At 69.5% G+C, this 23,674-nt stretch carries 25 protein-coding genes; 17 read left to right on the top strand and 8 right to left on the bottom strand.

What is annotated here, in order from left to right:
* Nucleotides 1–5 precede the first annotated feature (5 nt).
* The 3 genes from sseA to FMM06_RS08585 are packed head-to-tail and all read left to right on the top strand — an operon-like array spanning nucleotide 6 to nucleotide 2,967.
* Nucleotides 6–860 (top strand): 3-mercaptopyruvate sulfurtransferase, encoded by an 855-nt coding sequence (sseA, locus tag FMM06_RS08595; RefSeq protein WP_144236841.1) that lies wholly within the window; start codon nucleotides 6–8, stop codon nucleotides 858–860.
* Entirely contained in the window at nucleotides 857–2,044 is a 1,188-nt protein-coding gene (gene metC, locus FMM06_RS08590; RefSeq protein ID WP_144236840.1) for a cystathionine beta-lyase, read from the top strand. Before sseA ends, metC begins: the two co-directional genes overlap by 4 nt.
* A complete protein-coding gene (locus FMM06_RS08585; RefSeq protein WP_144236839.1) occupies nucleotides 2,044–2,967 on the top strand; it encodes a phytoene/squalene synthase family protein in 924 nt (307 codons plus the stop codon). Before metC ends, FMM06_RS08585 begins: the two co-directional genes overlap by 1 nt.
* On the opposite strand, the gene FMM06_RS08580 is transcribed toward FMM06_RS08585, so the two are convergent.
* Nucleotides 2,909–3,442, bottom strand: coding sequence for a sterol desaturase family protein (locus FMM06_RS08580; RefSeq protein WP_144236838.1), 534 nt, complete (start codon nucleotides 3,440–3,442; stop codon nucleotides 2,909–2,911). The genes FMM06_RS08585 and FMM06_RS08580 overlap by 59 nt on opposite strands.
* A gap of 62 nt (nucleotides 3,443–3,504) precedes the next feature.
* Here FMM06_RS08580 and FMM06_RS08575 point away from each other — a divergent pair, with 62 nt between their 5' ends.
* The 3 genes from FMM06_RS08575 to groL all read left to right on the top strand — a co-directional run bounded on the left by FMM06_RS08575 (nucleotide 3,505) and on the right by groL (nucleotide 5,958).
* On the top strand, nucleotides 3,505–3,804 hold the full coding sequence (locus FMM06_RS08575) for a hypothetical protein (RefSeq protein ID WP_144236837.1): 300 nt from the start codon (nucleotides 3,505–3,507) through the stop codon (nucleotides 3,802–3,804).
* Between the two features lie 147 nt (nucleotides 3,805–3,951).
* Nucleotides 3,952–4,239, top strand: coding sequence for a co-chaperone GroES (groES, locus tag FMM06_RS08570; RefSeq protein ID WP_144236836.1), 288 nt, complete (start codon nucleotides 3,952–3,954; stop codon nucleotides 4,237–4,239).
* Between the two features lie 66 nt (nucleotides 4,240–4,305).
* A complete protein-coding gene (groL, locus tag FMM06_RS08565) occupies nucleotides 4,306–5,958 on the top strand; it encodes a chaperonin GroEL (RefSeq protein WP_144236835.1) in 1,653 nt (550 codons plus the stop codon).
* Nucleotides 5,959–6,034: 76 nt separating this feature from the next.
* Here groL and FMM06_RS08560 read toward each other — a convergent pair whose 3' ends face one another.
* Entirely contained in the window at nucleotides 6,035–6,442 is a 408-nt protein-coding gene (locus FMM06_RS08560; protein WP_144236834.1) for a hypothetical protein, read from the bottom strand.
* 213 nt (nucleotides 6,443–6,655) lie between these two features.
* Complete coding sequence (locus tag FMM06_RS08555; protein ID WP_185965105.1) at nucleotides 6,656–7,465, bottom strand: MlaA family lipoprotein; 810 nt, start codon at nucleotides 7,463–7,465, stop codon at nucleotides 6,656–6,658.
* Nucleotides 7,466–7,574: 109 nt separating this feature from the next.
* Here FMM06_RS08555 and FMM06_RS08550 point away from each other — a divergent pair, with 109 nt between their 5' ends.
* From FMM06_RS08550 to metH, 4 genes are read left to right on the top strand one after another with little or no spacing between them, the layout of a single operon-like run.
* On the top strand, nucleotides 7,575–8,525 hold the full coding sequence (locus tag FMM06_RS08550; RefSeq protein ID WP_144236832.1) for an ArsR/SmtB family transcription factor: 951 nt from the start codon (nucleotides 7,575–7,577) through the stop codon (nucleotides 8,523–8,525).
* On the top strand, nucleotides 8,522–9,463 hold the full coding sequence (metF, locus tag FMM06_RS08545; RefSeq protein WP_207790257.1) for a methylenetetrahydrofolate reductase [NAD(P)H]: 942 nt from the start codon (nucleotides 8,522–8,524) through the stop codon (nucleotides 9,461–9,463). Before FMM06_RS08550 ends, metF begins: the two co-directional genes overlap by 4 nt.
* A complete protein-coding gene (locus FMM06_RS08540; protein WP_144236831.1) occupies nucleotides 9,460–10,509 on the top strand; it encodes a homocysteine S-methyltransferase family protein in 1,050 nt (349 codons plus the stop codon). The genes metF and FMM06_RS08540 overlap by 4 nt, the downstream gene beginning before the upstream one ends.
* On the top strand, nucleotides 10,509–13,163 hold the full coding sequence (gene metH, locus FMM06_RS08535; protein ID WP_235889170.1) for a methionine synthase: 2,655 nt from the start codon (nucleotides 10,509–10,511) through the stop codon (nucleotides 13,161–13,163). The genes FMM06_RS08540 and metH overlap by 1 nt, the downstream gene beginning before the upstream one ends.
* 12 nt (nucleotides 13,164–13,175) lie before the next feature.
* Here the strand turns inward: metH and FMM06_RS08530 are convergent, their stop codons facing one another.
* The 5 genes from FMM06_RS08530 to FMM06_RS08510 all read right to left on the bottom strand — a co-directional run bounded on the left by FMM06_RS08530 (nucleotide 13,176) and on the right by FMM06_RS08510 (nucleotide 16,050).
* Entirely contained in the window at nucleotides 13,176–13,580 is a 405-nt protein-coding gene (locus FMM06_RS08530) for a host attachment family protein (protein ID WP_144236830.1), read from the bottom strand.
* A gap of 56 nt (nucleotides 13,581–13,636) precedes the next feature.
* Nucleotides 13,637–13,930, bottom strand: coding sequence for a hypothetical protein (locus FMM06_RS08525; protein WP_144236829.1), 294 nt, complete (start codon nucleotides 13,928–13,930; stop codon nucleotides 13,637–13,639).
* Between the two features lie 116 nt (nucleotides 13,931–14,046).
* Nucleotides 14,047–14,478 (bottom strand): pyridoxamine 5'-phosphate oxidase family protein, encoded by a 432-nt coding sequence (locus tag FMM06_RS08520; protein ID WP_144236828.1) that lies wholly within the window; start codon nucleotides 14,476–14,478, stop codon nucleotides 14,047–14,049.
* A 43-nt stretch (nucleotides 14,479–14,521) separates the two neighbouring features.
* The gene (locus FMM06_RS08515) at nucleotides 14,522–14,974 is read right to left on the bottom strand and encodes a DUF4126 domain-containing protein (protein WP_144236827.1); all 453 of its coding nucleotides are present in this window, start codon (nucleotides 14,972–14,974) and stop codon (nucleotides 14,522–14,524) included.
* Nucleotides 14,975–15,033: 59 nt separating this feature from the next.
* Entirely contained in the window at nucleotides 15,034–16,050 is a 1,017-nt protein-coding gene (locus FMM06_RS08510) for an A/G-specific adenine glycosylase (RefSeq protein WP_144236826.1), read from the bottom strand.
* A gap of 25 nt (nucleotides 16,051–16,075) precedes the next feature.
* On the opposite strand from FMM06_RS08510, the gene FMM06_RS08505 reads away from it, so the two are divergent.
* The 7 genes from FMM06_RS08505 (at nucleotide 16,076) to FMM06_RS08475 (ending at nucleotide 23,669) form a co-directional block, all read left to right on the top strand.
* A complete protein-coding gene (locus FMM06_RS08505) occupies nucleotides 16,076–16,573 on the top strand; it encodes a DUF721 domain-containing protein (protein WP_144236825.1) in 498 nt (165 codons plus the stop codon).
* A gap of 10 nt (nucleotides 16,574–16,583) precedes the next feature.
* Nucleotides 16,584–17,300 carry a thioredoxin domain-containing protein gene (locus FMM06_RS08500; RefSeq protein WP_144236824.1) on the top strand — a complete coding sequence of 239 codons (717 nt, stop codon included), beginning with the start codon at nucleotides 16,584–16,586 and terminating at the stop codon, nucleotides 17,298–17,300.
* 79 nt (nucleotides 17,301–17,379) lie between these two features.
* A complete protein-coding gene (locus FMM06_RS08495; protein WP_144236823.1) occupies nucleotides 17,380–18,120 on the top strand; it encodes a DsbA family protein in 741 nt (246 codons plus the stop codon).
* A gap of 22 nt (nucleotides 18,121–18,142) precedes the next feature.
* The gene (locus tag FMM06_RS08490) at nucleotides 18,143–21,559 is read left to right on the top strand and encodes a chromosome segregation SMC family protein (protein WP_144236822.1); all 3,417 of its coding nucleotides are present in this window, start codon (nucleotides 18,143–18,145) and stop codon (nucleotides 21,557–21,559) included.
* Between the two features lie 196 nt (nucleotides 21,560–21,755).
* Complete coding sequence (locus FMM06_RS08485) at nucleotides 21,756–22,298, top strand: Npun_F0296 family exosortase-dependent surface protein (RefSeq protein ID WP_144236821.1); 543 nt, start codon at nucleotides 21,756–21,758, stop codon at nucleotides 22,296–22,298.
* A gap of 166 nt (nucleotides 22,299–22,464) precedes the next feature.
* Nucleotides 22,465–22,944 (top strand): AtpZ/AtpI family protein, encoded by a 480-nt coding sequence (locus FMM06_RS16965; protein ID WP_207790256.1) that lies wholly within the window; start codon nucleotides 22,465–22,467, stop codon nucleotides 22,942–22,944.
* The gene (locus FMM06_RS08475; RefSeq protein WP_144236820.1) at nucleotides 22,944–23,669 is read left to right on the top strand and encodes a F0F1 ATP synthase subunit A; all 726 of its coding nucleotides are present in this window, start codon (nucleotides 22,944–22,946) and stop codon (nucleotides 23,667–23,669) included. Before FMM06_RS16965 ends, FMM06_RS08475 begins: the two co-directional genes overlap by 1 nt.
* Nucleotides 23,670–23,674: the final 5 nt, after the last annotated feature.

Genomic DNA, 23,674 nt, shown 5'->3' with positions numbered 1-23,674 from the left:
ACTGCATGACCCCTTTGGTGACCAGCGAGTGGCTCGCGGCCGAACTCGGCAAGAGCGACATTCGTGTCATCGACGCGACCGCGCTCGCCCCCGGGCATGACCCGGCCGGCAGCTCGGGCCCGCGCGCCGCGTTCGAAGCCGCGCACATCCCGGGCGCGGTGTTCTTCGATCTGGAAGAGATCGTCGACCCCGCCAGCACCCTGCCGCACATGCTGCCGCCGCCCGAGAAGTTCGCGTCGCGCATGCAGGCGCTGGGCCTCGGCGACGGCAGCCGCATCGTCGTCTACGACAACTCGCCGCTGCGCTCGGCGGCGCGCGTCTGGTGGATGCTGACCCTGTTCGGCGCGCACGAAGTGTCGATCCTCGATGGCGGCTTCGCCAAGTGGCAGGCCGAAGGCCGCCCGACCGAATCGGGCAAGCCGGTCGTCCGCCACCGCCACTTCACCGTCTGGGCCGACAAGTCGGTTGTCCGCACCCAGGCGCAGATGCTCGAGAACCTGAAGACCCACGCCGAGCAGGTCGTCGATGCGCGGCCCGCTGGCCGTTTCGAGGGTCGCGATCCCGAGCCGCGGCCGGGCCTGCGCTCGGGCCACATCCCGGGCTCGCGCAGCCTGCCGATCGACCGGTTGTTCAACGAGGACGGCACCTGGAAGCAGGGCGACGCGCTGCGCGCGGCGTTCACCGATGCAGGTGTCGACCTTAACAAGCCGATCGTCGCGACCTGCGGGTCGGGCATCACCGCGGCGGTCATCTATTTCGGCGCGACGCTGCTGGGTGCGAAGCATCTCGGCCTGTACGACGGCAGCTGGACCGAGTGGGGCGCGTCGGCGACCAATCCGGTGGTGACGGGAGCCGCGTGACCGGGCCGAATACCCGCATCGTCCACGCCGGCCGCAACAGCGACTGGACGCACGGCCGGTCCGGCAAGCGCGGCGTCGTCAACACGCCGATCTACCGCGCGTCGACGGTCCTGTTCGAAAGCCTGGCTGAGCTCGACGCCGCCAACGCCGCGCCCGACCGCGGCCTCAACTACGGCGCGCGCGGCACGCCGAGCCAATGGGCGCTGGAAGAGGCGCTGACCGAGCTCGATCCCGGCGCGGCCGGCACGCGGCTCTACCCGACCGGCCTCGCGGCGCTGGCGATCGCGCTGATGACCGTCGCCGACAGCGGCGACCATGTCCTGATCACCGACAGCGCCTACGATCCGACGCGCCTGTTCGCCGACCGCGTGCTGAAGCGCATGGGCATCGCGGTCACCTATTACGACCCGCTGATCGGGGCGGGCATCGAGGCGCTGGTGCAGCCGAACACGCGTGCCATCCTGCTCGAATCGCCGGGTTCGCTGACCTTCGAGGTGCAGGATGTTCCGGCGATCGTCGCGGTCGCGAAGGCGCGGGGGCTCGCGACCATCCTCGACAATACCTGGGCGACGCCGCTGCTGCTGCCGTCGATGGCGCTGGGGATCGACCTCAGCATGCAGGCGCTGACCAAGTACGTCGGCGGCCATGCCGATGTTCTCGTCGGCTCGGTCAGCGCGTCGCCGGCGTGGTGGCCGCGGCTCAGCGAGACGACGCGGCGCTTCGGGCAATATGTCTCGCCCGACGATTGCGCCTTGTGCCTGCGCGGCCTGCGGACGATGGCGCTGCGCCTGCGCCAGCACGAGGCGAACGCTCTGGAGGTCGCGGGCTGGCTGCAGACCCATCCCGCGGTCGAGCGCGTCATTCACCCGGCACTGCCCGGCGACCCCGGGTATGCGCTGTGGAAGCGCGACTTCAAGGGCGCGAGCGGACTGTTCGCCTTCACGCTCAAGCAGGGCACCCGCGCCGACACCGGTGCGCTGATCGACGACCTCGCGCATTTCGGCATCGGCTTCAGCTGGGGCGGCTTCGAGAGCCTGGTGCTGCCCGTCGAGCCCAACCGCGTCCGCACCGCGACGCAGTTCGAAGGCGGCGCGCTGATCCGCGTGCACATCGGCCTCGAGGACCCCGCCGACCTCATTGCTGATCTCGACGCGGGCCTCGCACGCTATACCGCGCAGTTCTGATGGACCCCGTCGTCGCTTACGCGCACGCGAGTATTGCCGAAGGGTCGAAGAGCTTCGCGCTCGCCTCGCGCCTGTTCGATGCGCGGACGCGTGAGGTCGCGACCCTGCTCTATGCCTGGTGCCGCTACTGCGACGATGTGATCGACGGGCAGGCGGCGGGGCAGGGGAGCATCGACAGCGACGCGACGCCCGAGGAGCGGCTGGCCGACCTCGACGTGCTGACGATGCGCGCGCTGGCGGGGGATCCGGGCGACAGCCCTCCCGCGCAGTGCCTGGCGCGCGTCGTCGCCGCAACGGGGATGCCCGGCCAGTATCCGATGGACCTGATCGAGGGCTTCCGGATCGACGTCGAACAGCGGCCGTTTCGGACCTTCGACGACACGCTGACCTATTGCTACCACGTCGCGGGCGTCGTCGGGGTGATGATGGCGATCGTCATGGGGGTGTCGCCGACCGACCGCGCGACGCTCGACCGCGCGTCGGACCTCGGCATCTCTTTCCAGCTCAACAATATCGCGCGCGACGTCATCGAGGATGCGCTCAATCGGCGGCGCTACATCCCTGACGAGTGGCTGGCGAGCGAGCAGCTGCCGCTCGACCGCTACGCCTTCCCGCCGTACCGCCGCGCGCTGGCGCGGCTGGTGGCGCGCCTCGTCGACGAGGCCGAACGCTATGAGGCAAGCGCCCACCATGGCACAGCCGCGCTGCCGATGCGCGCCGCCTGGGCGGTGCTGAGCGCCGCGCGCATCTATGGCGACATCGGGCGGCAGGTGCGCGACGGCGGCGCCCCGGCGCTCGATGCCCGCGCCTTCACGACGCGCGGGCAGAAGCTGCGGGCGGTCGCGGCGGCGCTGCCGCAGGCGCTCAGCCGGGGACGTGCGCGCCCGGATCCATCTCGCGCCGGACTTTGGACGCGGCCCTGATCTTGCCTTCGCCGCGGCTCTCGAGCTCGGCGAGCAGTTCGCGCACCGGCGGCGCCCACAGGAAGCCGAAGCTGACCGTGCCGTGCTTGCTCTCGACCGCGTGGTGCAGGCGGTGCGCCTGGATGATGCGCTTCAGATAGCGCGAGCGCGGGTTCCAGCTGTGGCGGATTCGGCGGTGGACGATGATGTCGTGGAAACCGGCGTAGATCGCGCCGTACATCGTGATGCCGGCGCCGATCCACACCAGCGCGGGCATGCCGCCATAGACGCCGCCGGCGATCAGCGCGATCGCCGGGCCGGCGAAGATCACCGCGTACCAGTCGTTCTTCTCGAACGCGCCGTCGCGCGGCTCGTGGTGCGACTTGTGCAGGCCCCAGCCCCAGCCGTGCATCACCCAGCGGTGCGCGACATAGGCGAAGACCTCCATCAGCGCGACGGTGAGGACGAACAGCGCGAGACCGGCGAAGACGTTCATGCGTTGGACCTTGGCATCCCGCGCCTATACGACAGGCATCCCGCTCACGCCACCGGAGGCCCATGCGCCGTTTCGCCGCTTTGTCGCTCGCTGCCGTCGTCGTCGCCTGCGCGACCCCTGCCGACAAGATCACCGATGCGCTGATCGATTACGGCCTGCCCGAGAAGCAGGCGCGATGCATGGGCGAGCGACTCGAGGCGAGGCTGAGCCTCGAACAGTTGCAGCGGCTCAGTGAGCTCGCGCGCGCCAACCGGGGGCAGGGCAAGGTTTCGGTCAACAGGCTCGCCGACCAGCTGAACCGCGAGGGCGACCCGAAGCTGGTGACGGCGGTGGTCGGTGCCGGGGTAAGTTGCTTGTTCTGACGGGCGCCGGGTACCATCTTTCGGACGTGAAAGCGCCTTGCCGGCCTTGACGCTCGATGAACGTGCGACCATATGCGCGGCGTCGCTGGCACTCACATTCGTCGAGTGCCAACGCACGGCTTTCAACCGCTCAGACAGGTGAACCCCATGAAATTCACGCCGCTGCACGACCGCGTGCTCGTCCGCCGCATCGAGGCTGAAGAGAAGACCGCAGGCGGGATCATCATTCCCGACAGCGCCAAGGAAAAGCCGCAGGAAGGCATCGTCGTCGCCGCCGGCAAGGGCGCGCGCAACGAGGCCGGCGACCGCGTCAAGCTCGACGTCTCCGAAGGCGACAAGATCCTGTTCGGCAAGTGGTCGGGCACCGAGGTCAAGGTCGATGGCGAAGACCTGATCATCATGAAGGAAAGCGACATCCTGGGCGTCCTCGCCTGAGATCCGAATAGCGCCTCCCGGGCGTTAAATTCGCTTACTTGTTCATATTCAGACTAGGAAATCATCATGGCAGCCAAAGACGTCAAGTTCAGCCGCGACGCGCGTGAGCGCATCCTGCGCGGCGTCGACATCCTCGCCGACGCGGTCAAGGTGACGCTGGGTCCGAAGGGCCGCAACGTCGTCATCGAGAAGTCGTTCGGTGCCCCGCGCATCACCAAGGACGGCGTCACCGTCGCCAAGGAAATCGAGCTCAAGGACAAGTTCGAGAACCTCGGCGCGCAGATGGTCCGCGAAGTCGCTTCGAAGACCAACGACATCGCCGGTGACGGCACCACCACCGCGACCGTGCTGGCCCAGGCCATCGTGCGCGAGGGCATGAAGTCGGTCGCCGCCGGCATGAACCCGATGGACCTGAAGCGCGGCATCGACATGGCGGTCATCGCCGTCGTCGCCGACCTCAAGGTGCGTTCGAAGCCGGTCGCCGGCACTGCCGAAATCGCCCAGGTCGGCGTCATCTCGTCGAACGGCGACACCATCGTTGGCGAGAAGATCGCCGAGGCGATGGAGAAGGTCGGCAAGGAAGGCGTGATCACCGTCGAGGAGGCCAAGGGTCTCGATTTCGAGCTCGACGTCGTCGAGGGCATGCAGTTCGACCGTGGCTATCTGAGCCCCTACTTCATCACCAACCCCGAGAAGATGTCGGTCGAGCTCGAGAACCCGTACATCCTGATCAACGAGAAGAAGCTGTCGAACCTGCAGGCGCTGCTTCCCGTTCTCGAAGCGGTCGTCCAGTCGGGCCGCCCGCTGCTGATCATCGCCGAGGACGTCGAGGGCGAGGCTCTGGCCACGCTCGTCGTCAACAAGCTGCGCGGCGGCCTGAAGGTCGCGGCGGTCAAGGCTCCCGGCTTCGGCGATCGTCGCAAGGCGATGCTCGAGGATATCGCCACGCTGACCAAGGGCGAGACGATCTCGGAAGATCTGGGCATCAAGCTCGAGAACGTCACGCTGGCGATGCTCGGCTCGGCCAAGCGCGTCACGATCGACAAGGACAATACGACGATCATCGACGGTGCCGGTGACGAGACGGCGATCAAGGGCCGCGTCGAGCAGATCCGTGCGCAGATCGAGACGACGACCAGCGACTACGACAAGGAGAAGCTGCAGGAGCGTCTGGCCAAGCTCGCCGGCGGTGTTGCGGTCATCAAGGTCGGCGGTTCGACCGAGGTCGAGGTCAAGGAGCGCAAGGACCGCGTCGACGACGCGCTGCACGCCACGCGCGCTGCGGTCGAGGAAGGCATCGTCCCCGGCGGCGGTACCGCTCTCCTCTACGCGACCAAGGCGCTCGAGGGCATGAAAGGTGCCAACGACGACCAGACGCGTGGCATCGACATCATCCGCAAGGCGCTGTTCGCGCCGGTTCGCCAGATCGCCCAGAACGCCGGGCATGACGGTGCGGTGATCTCGGGCAAGCTGCTCGACGGCAACGACGACACGATCGGCTTCAACGCGCAGACCGATGTGTACGAGAACCTGGTGCAGAGCGGCGTCATCGACCCGACCAAGGTCGTCCGCACCGCACTGCAGGACGCGGCATCGGTCGCCGGCCTGCTGATCACCACCGAGGCCGCGATCACCGAGGCTCCCGCCGACGACAAGGGCGGACCCGGCGGCGGCATGGGCGGCGGCGGCATGGGCGGCATGGGCGGGATGGACTTCTAAGTCCCGCCTACCCGGCACGCATGAAAAAGGGGCCGCAGCGCAAGCTGCGGCCCCTTCTTTACGTCTGCGCCGTCGTTCAGCGCGGGGTGTCGGGGTTGCCGGTCTGGCCGCTCGACGCCGGGGTCTGGCCGCTGCCGCTCGACGTATCGCCGGTCTGGCTGGTCGACGGCTGCTCCATGCTGGTGCCCGAGGTGGCGCTGCCGCCGCCCGAGGTCATGCCGGTGCCGGCATCGCTGCCGCCCGCCATCGTACCATCGGTGCTGGGGCCGCTGCCCGTGCCGGTCATCGCGCCGTCGGTGCCGGTTGTGGTGCCGGCACCCATGGTGTCGGTGGTGCCCGTCGTGCCGGTCGCCATCGCGTCGGTACCGGTGGTGCCGGTCGTCGTGGTGTCCGTCGTGGTGGCGGTGTCGCTGGTCTTCTCGCCGCAGGCCGCGAGGCCGAGGGTCGCGACGAGGGCAATGGCTGTCGTGGTCAGGATACGCATAACGAAGGTCCTTGGCTGGGGAGTAGTCAGCCGCAAACCGGTGGTTGCGCCACTAAGTTCCGTTAACCCTGGCGTCACGTAACGCCGCGTCGGTATCGTCGACCGCGGCTTTCGTGGCTGCTTCGACGGCCGTTTCGCCTGCGTCCGGTGCGACGGCCGCGGGCTCGGACCCGCACGCCGCGAGCAGTAGAACGGCGAGGGCCGCAGCGATCCTCACGGCTTGGGCGGCTCCGGGGTCGTGGCAGCGGCGGGCGGCGTCGCGCCGGGAGCGAGCGGCGCGTCCTCGACGGGGGCCTCCTCGTCCTCGTCGGGCAGCATGCCATCGTAGATGTCCGACTGGCGGCGCTGCAGGTATGCCGAACGCACCGTCGCATATTCGTCGAGGCTGCCCGTCAGCACGCCGTCGGCCCCCGCGTCGATCAGCTTGGACCGCAGGTCGATCGTCTCCAGCGCGAACTGCGCCCCGCTCTCGACGAAGGTCGGGTTGAGCGTCGCGTCGCGCGCATATGTCACGGGGTCGGTGATGAAGTCGACGCCGAAGCCGCCGAGATCGCGGAAAGTCGAGGGGCCGAGCAGCGGCAGCATCAGGTACGGCCCCGACTTGACCCCCCAGACGGCGAGGGTCTGGCCGAAATCCTCGACCTCCTCGGGCCGGCCGAGGTCGGTCGCGACGTCGCCCAGGCCACCGACGCCGAGCGTGGTGTTGAGCAGGAAGCGGTCGACGGTGCGGAACGCCTGCTTGATCTTGCCCTGCAGGACAGCGTTGATGAACGACACCGGCTCGTCGATATTGTTGAGCGCGTTCGACACGCCGCGGCGCGCGACCTGCGGAACGACGGTGCGGTAGGCCTGCGCGGCGGGCTTAAGCGCGTATTTGTCGAGGTTGCGGTTCAGCGCATAGACGCGGCGATTGGTCGCCTCGTACGGATCGCGCAGCGCGGTGGCGTTGCTGCCGACGCGCGGGGTCGCGCAGGCGCCGAGGCTGAGCAGCACGGCGATCGTTGGCAGGATACTCGGACGCATGGTGACCCCGGGGGTGGCGGCGGCGCTTGCGGTGCCACATGCGCGTGACAGCGGCAAGCACGGTCGCGCGTTGACTTTCATATAAAGACATCTTTATATCCCGGTCGAAATGTTAGCGCTCTCCATCTTCCGTGCGCTTGCCGATCCGACGCGCATCCGCATCCTGATGCTGGTGCGGCGCATGGAGCTGGCGGTCGGCGAGCTTGCCGACGTGCTGGGCCAGAGCCAGCCGCGCGTCTCGCGCCACGTCCGCATCCTTGCCGACGCCGGACTCGTTTATCGCGCCAAGGAGGGCGCCTGGGTTTTCGTGCGCCTCGGCGAAGCAGGCACCACCGCGCCGGTCCTGGCCGCGCTGGATAACTGGGACCGTGGCGAGGCCGCCGCCGATATCGAGCGCCTGGCCGCGGTGCGTGCCGAGCGCGACGCCAGTGCCACCGCCTATTTCGCCGCACAGGCCGCCGACTGGGACCGGCTTCGCTCGCTGCACGTCGCCGAAAGCGAGGTCGAGGCGGCGATCGTCGCGGCGCTCGGCGGACGGCCGCTGGGGCACCTGCTCGACATCGGCACGGGAACCGGCCGCATGATCGAACTGCTCGGGCCGCGTGCAAGTGCGGCGACCGGCATCGACCGTAGCCCCGAAATGCTCCGTCTTGCGCGCGGCAAGCTCGAGGCGGCGGGCCTGCCCCATGCACAGGTGCGCCACGGTGACATGTTCGCATTGCCGCAGGGTGACGCCAGCGCCGATACCGTCGTGCTGCACCAGGTCCTGCACTTCGCCGACGCCCCGCGCGACGCGATCGCCGAGGCCGCGCGCGTGCTTGCGCCGGGCGGCCGGTTGCTCGTCGCCGACTTCGCGCCGCACGACCGCGAGGAACTGCGCGCCCGCCATGCCCACGCACGCCTCGGCTTCGAGGATGCGCAGGTTTGCGGCTGGATGGCCGCCGCGGGCCTCGACGCGCATGTCGTCACCGAGCTTCACGCCACCGATATCGACCAGTCGCTGACCGTCACTGTGTGGCTCGGCGAGCGTCCCCCCCTGCAGCAGCGAGCCGCCGCATGACTCCGACTCTCGCCCAGATGAACGAGGCGGCACGTGCCGTCAGCACACCCCTGTTCGCCGACGTCCCCGGCGACATCGCGGTGTCGTTCGAGTTCTTCCCGCCCAAGACCGAAGCGATGGAGGCGACGCTGTGGCAGTCGGTCGAAGCGCTGCGTCCGCTCGATCCGCGCTTCGTCTCGGTGACATACGGCGCGGGCGGCTCGACCCGCGAGCGCACCCACAACACGGTGGCGCGCATCGTCCGCGAGACGGGCATTCCGGCCGCCGCGCACCTGACCTGCGTCGACGCCTCGCGCGGTGAGATCGACGAGGTCGCGCGCGCCTATTGGGACGCTGGGGTCCGGCACATCGTCGCTTTGCGCGGTGACCCGCCGCGTGCCGGCGAGAAGTTCGTGGCCCACCCCGACGGCTATGCCAGCGCCGCCGATCTCGTCGCCGGGCTCAAGCGTGTCGCCGATTTCGAGCTGTCGGTCGGGGCCTATCCCGAGCCGCACCCCGACGCGACCAGCGAGACCGCCGACATCGACCATCTGGCGCGCAAGCTCGACGCGGGCGCGCAGCGCGGCATCACGCAATTCTTCTTCGAGCCCGACACCTTCTTCCGCTTTCGCGACGCGGCCGCCGCGCGCGGCATCACCGCCGAGCTGGTGCCGGGCATCCTGCCGGTCAGCAACTTCGCGCAGCTGAAGAAGATGGCGGCCGGGTGCAACACCGCGGTCCCGGCGTGGATGGGCCGCCTGTTTGAAGGCCTCGACGACAAGCCCGCGGCGCGCCAGCTGGTCGCCGCGACGGTGGCCGCAGAGCTGTGCCGCCGCCTCTATGCTGGCGGCGTTCGCCACTTCCACTTCTACACGCTCAACCGCGCAGAGCTGGCCTATGCGATCTGCCACATGCTGGGCGTTCGGCCCGCAGCCACGGCGCAGGAGCTTGCGGCATGAGCAAGGCCCAGTCACTCCGCGCGCAGGCGGCGCAGCGCGTCCTGCTGACCGACGGTGCGTTCGGCACGATGATCCAGTCGTACGGGCTTACCGAGGCGGATTACCGCGGCAGCTACGACCTGACCGACGACCAGAAGGGAAACAACGACCTGCTGTGCCTGACGCGGCCCGACGTCATAGACGCGATCACCCGCGGTTATCTCGATGCCGGTTCGGACATCGTGTCGACCAACACGTTCAACGCGAACACGATCAGCCAGGCCGACTACAACGCCGTGCATCTGGTGCGCGACATCAACCTGGGTGCGGCCAGGATCGCGCGCACCGCGGCGGATGAGTACGAGGCGAAGGACGGCCGGCCGCGCTTCGTCGCCGGGGCGATCGGGCCGACCAACAAGACGCTGTCGCTGTCGCCCGACGTCAACGATCCGGGCTTCCGCGCGGTCGGGTTCGACGAGATGAAGGACGTCTACGCCGACCAGGCGCGCGCGCTGCTCGACGGCGGCTGCGACTTCATCCTGATCGAGACGATCTTCGACACGCTGAACGCCAAGGCGGCGATCATGGCGGTGCTCGAGCTCGAGGCCGAGCTGGGCCGCGAGGTGCCGATGATGATCTCGATGACCGTTACCGACATGTCGGGGCGGAATTTGTCCGGACATTCGGTCGAGGCCTTCTGGTACACGGTGCGTCATGCCAAGCCGCTGACGATGGGGCTGAACTGCGCGTTCGGTGCCGACCTGCTGCGTCCGCACGTCCAGGCGCTGAGCCCGCTCGCCGACACTCTGGTCATGGTCTACCCGAACGCCGGCCTGCCCAACGACCTGGGCGAATACGACGAGCAGCCCGCGACCACCGGCGCATTCATCGCCGAGTGGGTGGCGGACGGGCTGGTCAATATCGTCGGCGGCTGCTGCGGCTCGACGCCCGCGCATATCGCCGCGATGGCCGGGGTGGTGGCGGGCAAGCGGCCGCGCGCGATCCCCAAGCCGCGCCCGCGCCTGCAACTTTCCGGACTGGACCCGATGCTGATGGACGCCGCGTAGTGGCCACCGCCTTCAAGCTCGACGAACCCGAGATTGCGCCGCAGCGCGCGACCTTCGTCAACGTCGGCGAACGCACCAATGTCACCGGATCGGCGGCGTTCAAGAAGCTGATCATGGCGGGCGACTACGCCGCCGCGGTCGAAGTCGCGCGCCAGCAGGTCGCGAACGGCGCGCAGATCATCGACGTCAACATGGACGAGGGGCTGCTCGATTCCGAGTATGCCATGACGACCTTCCTCAAGCTGATCGCCGCCGAGCCCGACATCGCGCGCGTGCCGGTGATGGTCGACAGCTCGAAGTGGAGCGTCATCGAGGCGGGGCTGAAGTGCGTCTCGGGCAAGCCGATCGTCAATTCGATCAGCATGAAGGAGGGCGAGGAGGCCTTTCTCGCCGCCGCGCGCAAGTGCCGCCAATACGGTGCGGCGGCGGTCGTCATGGCGTTCGACGAACAGGGCCAGGCCGATACCGCGGCGCGCAAGCTCGAGATCTGCGCGCGCGCCTACGACCTGCTCGTCGCCGACGGGTTCGCGCCGGAGGACATCATCTTCGACCCCAATATCTTCGCGGTCGCGACGGGGATTGAAGAGCACGACAACTACGGCGTCGACTTCATCGAGGCGTGCGCCGCGATCCGCTCGCGCTGCCCGCACGCGCATATCTCGGGCGGCGTCTCGAACCTGTCGTTCAGCTTCCGCGGCAACGAGCCGGTGCGCCGGGCGATGCACTCGGTGTTCCTCTACCACGCGATCCGCGCGGGGATGGACATGGGGATCGTCAACGCCGGGCAGCTCGACGTCTACGACACGATCGACCTAGAGCTGCGCGAGGCGTGCGAGGACGTCGTCCTCAACCGCCCGGGCCACGGCGGCCTGACGCCGACCGAGCGGCTGCTGGAGATCGCCGACCGCTTCAAGAATAGCGGCGCAGGCGCGATCAAGGAGGCCGAGGAGTGGCGCGGCTGGCCGGTCGAGAAGCGGCTCGAGCATGCGCTGGTCAAGGGCCTCGACGCCTTCGTCGTCGACGATACCGAGGAAGCGCGCGGCCTCGCGACGCGGCCGATCGACGTGATCGAGGGGCCGCTGATGGCCGGTATGAACGTCGTCGGCGACCTGTTTGGGGCGGGCAAGATGTTCCTGCCGCAGGTCGTCAAGTCGGCGCGCGTCATGAAGAAGGCGGTCGCTCACCTGCTGCCCTACATCGAAGCCGAAAAGTCCGAAGGCCAGGCCGCCAAGGGCAAAATCATCATGGCGACGGTCAAGGGCGACGTCCACGACATCGGCAAGAACATCGTCGGCGTCGTCCTCCAGTGCAACAATTTCGAGGTCGTCGACCTGGGCGTCATGGTGCCCTGGTCGACCATCCTGAAGGCCGCCAATGACCATAACGCCGACATGATCGGGCTGAGCGGGCTGATCACGCCGTCGCTCGACGAGATGGTCACGGTCGCGGCCGAGATGCAGCGGTCGGGGATGAAGATGCCGCTGCTGATTGGCGGCGCGACGACCTCGCGGGTCCACACCGCCCTGCGCATCGCGCCGGCGTACGACGGCCCGACGATTCACGTCCTCGACGCCAGCCGCGCGGTCGGCGTCGCCGGCGCGATGGTCAGCGAGACGATCCGCGACGAGCTCGTCGAGCGTACGGCAACCGAATACGAGGCGATCCGCGTCCAACGCGCCGGCAACCAGCAGTCGAAGCTGGCGACGCTGGAGGAGGCGCGCGCCAACGCCTTCCCGACCGACTTCAGCGCGCATCCGCCGGTGCGCCCGCGCACCATCGGCGTGCAGCCGGTCACCATGTCGGTCGCCGAGCTGATCCCATTCATCGACTGGACGCCGTTCTTCCGTGCCTGGGAGCTGGCGGGCAACTACCCCGCCATCCTGACCGACCCGGTGGTCGGCGAGAGCGCGACGAGCCTGTTCGCCGATGCGCAGGCGATGCTTGCAGAAATCGTGAAGGGCGACTGGCTGCAGGCCCGCGGCGTCGTCGGCTTCTGGCCGGCACGACGCGACGGCGACGACGTGCTGCTGTTTACCGGCGACAACCGCCACGAGGTGCTGGCGCGCATCCCCTTCCTGCGCCAGCAGGTCGCCAAGCGCGCCGGCCGCGCCAACATGTGCCTGGCGGACTTCGTGCATCAGGACGCCGACTGGCTCGGCGGGTTCGCGGTCACGGCGGGGCAGGGCATCGACGTCCAGCTGGCGCGCTTCAAGGCGGCGCACGACGACTACAACGACATCTTGCTGAAGGCGCTCGCCGACCGGCTGGCGGAGGCGTTCGCCGAGGCGCTGCACCAGAAGGTGCGCGTCGAACTCTGGGGTCACAACCCCGACGAGGCGCTGACCAACGACGATCTGATCCGCGAGAAATACACCGGCATCCGCCCGGCGCCCGGCTATCCGGCGTGCCCGGACCATAGCGTCAAGCCGCTGCTGTTCGAGCTGCTCGATGCGACTGCGCATACCGGCCTCACGCTGACCGAGAGCTTCGCGATGCTGCCGACCGCGGCGGTCAGCGGGTTCTACTTCGCGCATCCCCAGGCCGAATATTTCGGCGTGGCACGCATCGGCCCCGACCAGGTCGCGGATTACGCGACCCGGCGCGGGGTGGATGTGGCGCAGGCGGAGGCGTGGCTCCGCCCGAACCTGGACTAGGACTGGCCTCGACTAGAGCTTGGCGATCGCCGCTTCGATGTCGGCGATCGAGTGGCCGGTCAGGTCCTTGGCGAGTTCGCCCGCCAGCTTGGCCTCGAGCGCCTTGTGCCAGTGCTTGCGCAGTTCGCCGAGCGTCTTGGGCGCGGCGATGACGACGATATGGTCGAACTTGTTGTTCAACGCGCGCTTGTTGAGGAGTTCGGCGGTCGCGGCGGCGAAGCTGTCCTCCTCCAGCCGACCGCCATCGGGGTTGGCCGAGCTGCTCTGGTGGCGCGAGCCAGCGCTCTTGTTATCGCCGCTCGGGTCGACGTCGGGCATCGCGGTCAGCTTGGGCTCGGCCTCGGTGCCGGTGTTGCGGTAGAGGTTGAGGATTTCGCCATCGACGACGGCGACGACGGTACCATGGGCAAGTTGCACTGCATTCTCCGGGTTGGACTGGCCCCCCCGACGCGCAGACGGCGCGCAAGGTTCCGTCAGCGCAACGGCAGATCGTCGGTGATCGCCGACGGATCGAGCGCCCGCACTGCGGCTTGATGGAAGCGGTAGTTGCGCGCCAGCGCCTCGCGCAACGGAGCGTCGTCGGTGCGGGCGTGCGCAGCGGCAAGCGCGACCATCGCGGCTCGGCGCTCCGTGACTTCGCGGGTCAGGCGGACGCGCATCCGCGCCGGAGCCGTGCGGACGACCTGCCAAAGGAGTGCCGCGAGACCCAGAAGCGTGATCAGCGTGAAAGCGTAGAGAAGAAGCTGAAGGCTGGTCGCGCTGGTCATGCTGATCCTTTGGTGAGTGAACACCGCGCGTGGCAGCTACGCGACCCCCGCACGAGGGGGCACTGCGACGCAGGACAATTCGCCCCGGCGTCGCAGTGTCGTGACCTTCGGCTACGTCAGAGGGTAATTTCGCCCTCGTCCTCGCCAGCCCAATAATGGATGCGGACTGCCTCGACCTTGATCAGCACGAGGCCGGGCGTATCGATTCCCTGCGGGAACCAGCGCTCGATGTTGCTGGTCCAGTGTTCGGCGAACACCGCCTTGTCGCGGATCAGTTCGGCGACGCCCTCGACCGCGACCATCAGCCCGGGCTTGCCGAGCAGGCTGGTGTTCGCCTGGAAGGCAAGCGCGACCTTGGGGTCGGCCTTGATGTCGTCGCAGGTGCGCGTGTCCTCATAGCTGAAATACCAGGAGTCGCCGTCGTACTCGACCTCGGCATTGTTGCTCATCGGCCGCCCGGCGATCGTACCGCCTTCGCTGTGCGTCTGGAGCATGGCGAAGTCGATCTTGCGCATCGCCTTGGCGAGTTCGGGAAGGGTCATGGGCATACTTGGTCTCCTGGATGTAGCGAGCGCGTAACGTCCGATCGCGTCATCGGGGGGCGTAGCGGACGATCGCGACGGCACCTGCCAGGACCGCGGCATCCTCGACGAAGCCGGTAGGCGTCTGGCCCCAGCGCGGCATCGCCGCGGTCCGCGCGCGCCACCCCGGATACGATGCAACGACCGCCGTGGCGCCGCCGACTAGGGCACCCAGCCAGCGCTGCCGATGCGTCGACAGCGCCGCGCCCGCGACGGCGTTGGTCACGAAGCGTACCGCAAGTCCGATCGGCACGATCCGGTCGGGCGCGGTCTTCTGCTTGTCGCCCGCCATTTCGGCGACCGCGAGCGCGAGCGTGCCCGCCGCGACGAGCGGCGACGCGATGAGTCGCGGCGCACCGTTGTCGCGGGCAAGCTCGCCGCGCGCCGCCGCGACCGAAACCGCCGCGAGCGGGGCAATGCCGCGCTGCCCGCCGACGAGGCCCATGAGGAACGGTGCGAGCATAGTGGCGTCTCCGAGGCTTAACAGGCAGCCGTAACGCCCGTGCTGCCCGGCCGGGTTCGCTACCCTCGCAGCGCCTTGGCGAAGAGCGTCGGCAGACCTGCCGCGCCAAGTGTTTCGACCGGCCACCATTCGCCGGGGACGGCGGGGCGGGCCGGCAGCGTCGCCGTCATCACCCGCAGCCGCAACTCGAAATGCGTGAAGACGTGCCGGACCTCGCCGGGCACGGGGCGCCAGTCGACGGCAACGGGCGCTGCGGCGTGCCAGTCGGAGGGTTCGGTGCTCCACTCGGTCGACGGCAGTGCGCGCATGCCGCCGAGCAGCCCGCGCGGCGGGCGGCGAACCAGCAGGATGTGACCGTCGACCTCGAGGCGGAACGCGGTCCCATGCCGGATCGGACGCGGGATTTTAGCCGCGCGGATGGGGTAGCGCGCGGGGTCGCCCGTCGTGCGGGCGGCACACCACAGGCTGACCGGGCACGCATCGCAGCGCGGGTTGCGGGGCGTGCAGACGGTCGCGCCGAGATCCATCAGCGCCTGCGCATAGTCGCCCGGGCGGTGCGCGGGGGCCAGCGTCGCGGCGTGCGCGCGCAACAGTGGGCGGGCGGCGGGGATGGGTGTCTCGACGGCGAACAGCCGCGCCATGACGCGCTCGACATTGCCATCGACGACGACTGCGACCTGGCCGAAGGCGATGCTGGCGATTGCCGCGGCCGTATACGCGCCGACGCCGGGCAGTTCGCGCAGACCCGCCTCGTCGCGCGGCCAGCCCGATGCCGCGACGACCCGCGCGCAGGCCAGCAGGTTGCGCGCCCGGGCGTAGTAGCCGAGCCCCGCCCAGGCCTGCATGACGTCGGCGTCGGGCGCGGCGGCCAGATCCGCGACGGTCGGCCAGCGCGTGACGAATCGCTCGAAGTGCGGGGCGACTGCAGCGACGGTCGTCTGCTGGAGCATGACCTCCGACAGCCAGACGCGGTATGGATCGGGCGGCGGGGTGCCCGGCGGGCCGCGCCACGGCAGGGTGCGGGCGTAAGCGTCGTACCAGTCGAGCAGTTCTCGCGCAAAGGCATCGACCGGCATAGGCGCGCTATGGCATGGGGGGCGCGTGACCGAAACCACCCCAGAAGGCCGCAGCCGCTACAGCCGTGCCGTCGGCGAGGCGCTGCCCAAGGTCGGCGGCGCGGCGTTCCGGCGCTACGGTTTCATGCACAGCCAGATCGTCGCGCGCTGGGCCGACATCGTCGGGGCGGAATATGCGCGCCACTCGACGCCCGAGGCGCTGAAGTTCCCTATCGGCAAGAAGAGCGGGGGCACGCTGAGCGTCCTCGTCACCGGGGCCTTCGCGCCGATGCTGCGCCACGTCGAGCCGCAGGTCGTCGAGCGTGCCAATCGCTTCTTCGGCTATGCCGCCGTCGCCCGCCTTGCGCTGCGCCACGGCGACCTGCCCGTCGCGCGCCGCCGCCGCGCCGCCGCACCGGCCGCCGATCTCGCTCCCGCGACGCAGGCGACGCTGAAGGACATCGCCGACCCCGACCTGCGCGCGAGCCTCGAGTCGCTCGCGCATTCGCTGGCGGGCACGTCAGGCCTGCCGGTCATCCGTTGATGGAGTTTCGATGCTGCGCCTGATCCTCGCCCTGCTGCTCGTCTCCGCCCCCGCACTCGCCGCGCCGCCGAAGCGCGCCGCGGTCAAGCCCGCCGACTGGACGAAGACCGTCGCCGCAACGCCCGAGGGGGGCTTCCGGATCGGCAACCCGGCGGCGAAGGTGAAGCTGGTCGAATATGGCTCGCTGACCTGCCCGCACTGCCGTGACTTCCACCGTGACGGGTTCGAGGCGCTCAAGGCGAACTATGTCCGCGGCGGGCGCGTCAGCTATGAATATCGCAGCCTGGTGCTCAACGGCCCCGACTTCGCCGCCGTGCTGCTCGCGCGCTGCGACGGGGCGGCGTCGTTCTTCACGCGCGTCGACATGTTCTACCGCACCCAGCCCGAATGGCTGGCCGGTGCGGCGCGCCTGACCGCCGCCGACCAGGAGGCGCTCCGCACCCTGCCCGAAGACCAGGTCTTCCAGTATATTGCCGCCAAGTCCGGCATCGACGCCTTCGTCGCGACGCGCGGCATCGCCCCGGCGCGGGCGAAGCAGTGCCTGGTCGACAAGGCGATGATCGACCGCGTCACCGCGATGCGCGGCGCGGCCGCCGAGCGCGAGGTCAACGGCACGCCGACATTCTTCATCAACGGCACGGTCCAGCAGAACGGCAAGGGCGCCTTCGCGCGGCCGCTGCTGAGCTGGGCCGATCTCGAGCCCAAGCTGGTCGCGGCGTTGCGTTGAGCGCCGCGCAGCGCCGCGGCGTTGCGTTGAACGCTGCGCGGCGGCATTGTCGGCCTCTGATCAATTGAAGGGTTCACGAATGCGCGTTTCGATACTGGCGTTGGCAGGACTGACGGCGCTGGCCGCGTGCAACGAGAAGCCCGCCGCGACCGAAACCACGACGACGACCGCCACGCCGGCGGCGACGACCGCAGCCGTGCCGGGCCAGGACTGGACGCAGGTCACGGCCGCGACGCCCGAGGGCGGGTTCCGCATGGGCAACCCCGATGCCAAGGTGAAGCTGGTCGAATACGCCTCGCTGACCTGCCCGCATTGCAAGGACTTCCACGAGGAAGCGGCCGAGAAGATCAAGACCGGCTATGTCGCGACGGGCAACGTCAGCTACGAGTATCGCAACTTCGTGCTCAACGGCCCCGACCTCGCCGCGACGCTGCTGGCGCGCTGCCAGGGACCGACGCCCTTCTTCAATCTGGTCAGCGCCTTCTACGCCGCGCAAGCCGAATGGACCGCGCCGTTCATGAAGATGACCGACGCCGACGGCGCGCGCATCGGCGCCATGGCGCAGGACAAGCAGGCGGCCGAGCTGGCGAAGCTGGGTCAGCTCGACGGCTTCATGCGCGCCCGCGGCATGACCAAGGCGAAGTTCGACCAGTGCCTGGCGGACCCCGCCGCGCTGAAGATCGTGACCGACACGCAGCAGCGCGCCGCCACGGTCGAGGGTGTCAACGGCACGCCGACCTTCTTCATCAACGGCGTCAAGATGACCGATCCGGGCACATGGGCGAACGTCGAGGCGAAGCTGAAGGCTGCGCTGGCATAAGGTATGGGGGCGGGGGCCTGAATTGCACTTCGAGCGGCTGCGCCTCGCCGGGTTCAAATCCTTCGTCGAAGCGTGCGAACTGCGCATCGAACCCGGGCTGACCGGGGTCGTCGGGCCCAACGGCTGCGGCAAGTCGAACCTGCTGGAGGCGATCCGCTGGGCGATGGGCGAGGGATCGCCCAAATCGCTGCGTGGCGGCGCGATGGACGACGTGATCTTCGCCGGCACCGCCGCCCGCCCCAGCCGCGAGTTCGCGGAGGTCACGCTGCGCCTCGACAACAGCGCGCGCACTGCGCCTGCGGGGTTCAACGACGACGACCAGATCGAGGTGACGCGGCGCATCGAGCGCGGGCTGGGGTCGGCGTACCGCCTCAATGGCCGCGACTGCCGCGCGCGCGACATCCAGATGCTGTTCGCCGACAACGCCACCGGGGCGCACTCCCCCGCGCTGGTCAGCCAGGGGCGGATTGGCGCGATCGTCGCGGCATCGCCCGTCGAGCGGCGCGCGCTGCTCGAGGAGGCGGCTGGGATCGCCGGGCTGCACGTGCGCCGCAAGGAGGCCGAGATCCGGCTGAGGGCGGCTGAGGCGAACCTGGTGCGCCTCGAAGACGTGCTGGCGGGGATGACCGCGCAGGTCGCGGCACTGCGCCGCCAGGCGCGGGCGGCGGCGCGCTACACCGAGTTGAGCGATGCGGTGCGGGTGGCCGAGGGGGCGCTGCTGTTCGCGCGCTGGCGCACCGCTGCCGACAGCGCCGATGCCGCCAACGCCGCGGCACGCGAGGCGGAGGGGCGTGTTGCCGCGGCCACACGCGATGTGGCGCGGTTGGCGGTTGCACAGGCCGAGGCGACGGCCGGCCTGCCAGCGTTGCGCGAAGCGGAGGCGCGGGCGGCGGCGGCGCTGCAGCATGTCACGCAACAACGCAGCCTGCTTGCTGCAGATCTGGAGCGGGTGGCAGCGCGGCAGCGCGACCTCGCGGCACAGGCGGCGGCGGCGGTGCGCGACCGGGACCGTGAGCAGGCGCTCGCTGCCGATGCGGAGGCTGCGCTGATGCGGGGTGCCTCGCAGGCGGCGGCGCTCGACGAGGCGATCGCTGCTGGGCGTGCGCAGCTGCCCGCGTTGGCGGCCGCCGTCGCCGATGCCGAGCAGGCGTCGGGGCAGGGTGAGGCGGCATATTCGGCCGCGGTCGAGCGGCATGCCGCGGCGGCAGCGCAGGCGCGGGCTGCCGAGGCCGCGCTGGCGGCCGCCGAGGCGCGGCTGGCGCGAACCAATGCCGAGATCGCACGGGTCGAGAGTTCGGCCGCTGCGCCTGACGACGGCTCCGAAGCGCGGCGCGATGCGGCGCGGGCTGCGGCCGACGCGGCTACACAGGCGATCGACAAGGCCACCGCCGACCTCGCCGCCAGCGAGGATGGACGGCGCTTGGCAGGAGCGACGCGCGATGAGGCACAGGCTGTGGCGGCGACCTTGCGTGGTCAGCGCGCGGCGCTGCAGGCAGAGCATGACGCGCTGCTGCGCGTGCTCGCGAGCGGAAAAGCGGGGCCGAGCGTGCTCGACGCGCTGACCGTCGAGCCCGGGTACGAGGCAGCGCTCGTCGCGGCACTCCGCGACGACCTGTCGGCAGGGCTGCGGACGGGCGCGCGGCACTGGGCGGGCGCTGCGGAGGACGGCGACCCAGCGCTGCCGCCGGGGGCACGGCCGCTGAGCGACGTCGTGCAGGGCCCCCCCGAGCTCGCGCGCCGCCTCGCGCAGGTCGGCATCGTCGACGGCGACCCCGATCCCGCCTCGCTGCGGCCCGGCCAGCGGCTCGTCGCGCGCGACGGGCGGATGTGGCGCTGGGACGGCTTCCGCACGGCGGGCGGCGCGGGCCATGCTGCTGCCGAGCGGCTGGTGCAGCGCGCGCGCCTCGCGGTGCTGGCGGGTGAACTGCCGGGGCTCGCCACCCAGCTCGCCGATGCCGACGCCGCGGTCGCCGCTGCCATCGCCGACCTGGGGCGCCACGCCGATGCCGAACGCCGGGCGCGCGAGGGCCGCGCCGCCGCCGAACGGGCCCGCGCCGCCGCCCTTGCCGATGCCGCCCGCGCTGAGGCGGCGATCGAGCGCCGCGCCGCGCAGGTGCAGGCCGCTGCCGCGATGCTGGCGCGGCTCAACGACGATGCCGCCGGCCATGCCGCCGAGCGCGATGCAGCGCAGGCGGCGGCGCAAGCGGTCACCGGGCTCGGCGACCTTGCGCAGGCGGTCGGCGATGCACGGACCACGGTGCAGGGGGCGCGTGCCGCGCTCGCAGCCGCGCGGGCGACGCACGATACCGCCCAGCGCGGGATCGCGGGCGACGAGCGCCAGCGGTCCGCGCTGGCTGCCGATGGGGACGCGTGGCGGGGGCGCGCGGCGGCGAGCCAGACGCGCCTCGACGAGCTGGCGGCGCGGATCGTCGCGCTCGAATCGGATGCCGCCGGCCTCGCCGAACGACCAGCGGAGATCGCCGCCGAGACTGCGCGCCTCGCGACCTCGATCGCCGAAGCCGAGGCGGCGCGCCGCGCCGCGGCCGATGCGCTGGCCGCCGCCGAGGGTGCCTTGCGCGACCTCGACACCCATGCTCGTGCCGCCGCCGACGCGCTGAGCGATGCCCGCGAGGCGCGCGCCCGGGCGACGACGCAGGCCGAACACCACGAGGCCCGCCGCGCCGAATATGCCGCCACCGCCGCAGACCGCTTTGAGGCGGCACCGATCCATCTGCCGCAGCGCCTCGGCTTCGAGACCGGCGGCGACCCCGACGATCTCGCGCGCCGCTTCGAGGGGCTGACCGCCGAGCGCGACCGGCTCGGTCCGGTCAACCTTCGTGCGGGCATCGAGCTCGACGAGATCGAGGCGACGCTGGCCGCGTCCACCGCCGAGCGGCAGGAGCTGGAGACCGCCATCGCCCGCCTGCGCGGCAGCATCGGTGCGCTCAACCGCGAGGGGCGGCTACGGCTGATCGCGGCGTTCGAGACCGTCGACGCGCATTTCCGCACCCTCTTCGCGACGCTGTTCGAGGGCGGCGCGGCGCACCTCGCGCTGACCGAATCGGACGATCCGCTGGCGGCGGGGCTGGAGATCATGGCGCAGCCGCGCGCCAAGAAGTTGCAGTCGCTTACGCTGTTGTCGGGCGGCGAGCAGGCCCTGACGGCCGTTGCGCTGATCTTTGCGCTGTTCCTGACGACGCCGTCGCCGCTATGCGTCCTCGACGAGGTCGACGCGCCGTTGGATGATGCCAATGTCGAGCGCTTCTGCGACCTGCTCAACCATATGGCGGCAACGACGCGGACGCGCTTCCTGATCGTCACCCACAACGCCGTGACGATGAGCCGGATGCACCGGCTTTACGGGGTGACGATGGGCGAACCCGGCGTGTCGCAGCTCGTCTCGGTCGACCTAGCGCGGGCCGAGGCGCTGCTGAACTGAGGCGTAACTTTCACGACTTTGACGGTGGGGAAGGCTCGTTTCGCAACTTCTTGGAAACACTGATTAACGTCGGGATAATTTACACTTTGTAAAGTTTCGGCATGGAAACGAAGGCGGATTTGCGACATTCCTGCGGCTGGCACGCATCCTGCATGGCAATCCTTGTCCCGATCTTGGGCCAATCAAGGGGTTGCACATGCTTTCCAAAACTCTCGCTGCGCTTGCCGCAGCGACGCTGCTCGGCACCGCCGCCAATGCCGTGACCTACACCATCGACTTCAACGACCTGACCGCCCCCGGCTTCACCGGCAGCTTCTCGGTCCTGCCGACCAGCGTCGGTGGCATCGCCGCTGCGCCGAACAGCACGCCGTTCCTCGTCGTCCCCAGCGACGGCGCGTCGGCTTCGGGCACCGCGACCTTCACCTCGACGAACCGCATCACCGCGTTCTCGTTCGATTGGGGCACCCCCGACGACTATAACACGCTGACCTTCCGCAACGGCGCGACCGTCGTCGCCAGCTTCACGGGCGCAGGCCTGGGTGCCGGCAACTATGCCTACACCTTCACCGACGCGCAGAACGTCACCAGCGTCGACTTCACCTCGTCGAACCGCGCCTTCGAGATCGACAATGTCGGTGTCACCGCCGTTCCCGAGCCCGCCACCTGGGCGCTGCTGCTCGTCGGCTTCGGCATGGTCGGCGTCGCCGCCCGCCGTCGTTCGACCTCGGTCGCTGCGTAACCTTCGGGTTTGAGAGAGGGGGCGGGGCTGCTGGCTCCGCCCCCTTTTTTGTGCTTGGGTTTTAGGGCGTCGCGGCGAAGCCGCGCCGTCGGACGGCACCGGGCGGATAGGCCGCCCGGGCCGCCGGCCGGGCTTGCGCGAGTCCGCGTGCAGCTTCCGAACGCAAGTGCGTTCGCTGCGCTTCACTCGGCCGCGCTTCGCCGACCTTGACACCGCACCGCAGCATTCACTAGAGAGCGCACGTCGTCGCGCGGGGTCTCCGGCGCGGCGTTTTCATATGTTTTCGGAAGATTTCTTGCCCGATATCGCCCCCATCGACGAGGTCGCGCTCGACAAGCGGCTGGCCGAGGTTCGCGCCGCGCGCGATGCCGACGCCATTCGTGCCGAGGCTTCGCGCACCGCGGGCACCGCGATGGGCATTGGCTTTCGCATCGGCATCGAGCTGGTGGTCGGCGTGGTGATCGGTGCGGGCGGCGGTTATGCGCTGGATCGCTGGCTCGGCACGGCGCCGTGGCTGATGATCCTGGGCCTGATCGTCGGGTTCGCCGCGGGCTTGCGCAACGTCTTTCGCCTGACCGCGGAATACGGCGCGAAATGGGACGCCGCCGACGCCGCGGATGCTGCAGACAGGGCTGAGAAGAAGTAATGGCCGATCCGCTCCATCAGTTCGTCATCACCAAGACGATCCCGATCGAGGTCGCTGGCATCGACCTGTCGTTCACCAACGCCAGCGCGTGGATGCTGATCGTCACCGGCCTCGCGTCGCTGCTCATCCTGATCGGCCTGCGCCGTCCGACCCTGGTCCCCGGCCGTACCCAGTCGGCGGTCGAGATGCTGTACGAGGTCGTCGACGACACGATCGTCAGTAGCGCCGGGCCCGAAGCGCGGAAGTATTTCCCGCTGATCTTCACGACCTTCCTGTTCATCCTGTTCGCTAACCTCGCGGGGCTGCTGCCGTACAGCTTCACCGTGACGAGCCACATCGCGGTGACCTTCGCGATGGCGCTAATCGCCTTCGTCGGCATCACGCTTGTCGGCATCGCGCATCAGGGCCTGGGCTTCCTGCGCATGTTCGCGCCGGCCGGCGTGCCGCCGCTGATGTACCTGATCCTGACGCCGATCGAGATCGTCAGCTATTTCATCCGCCCGATCAGCCTGTCGGTGCGTTTGTTCGCCAACATGATGGCGGGCCACGTGCTGCTGAAGGTGCTCGCCGGCTTCATCGTGTCGCTCGGCATCTTCGGCATCGTGCCGCTGGCGGTCGTCGTCGCGATGACCGCGCTCGAGACGCTCGTCGCGGTGCTTCAGGCGTACGTCTTTACCGTGCTCGTTTGCGTCTATCTGAACGACGCCCTCCACGCTCACCACTAATCACC

The organism is Glacieibacterium frigidum, from assembly GCF_007097155.1.
In the GTDB taxonomy this organism is placed as follows: Bacteria; Pseudomonadota; Alphaproteobacteria; order Sphingomonadales; family Sphingomonadaceae; genus Glacieibacterium; species Glacieibacterium frigidum.
Note: the sequence above shows the minus strand (reverse complement) of the source record. Positions and strands in the feature narration are given on the sequence as shown.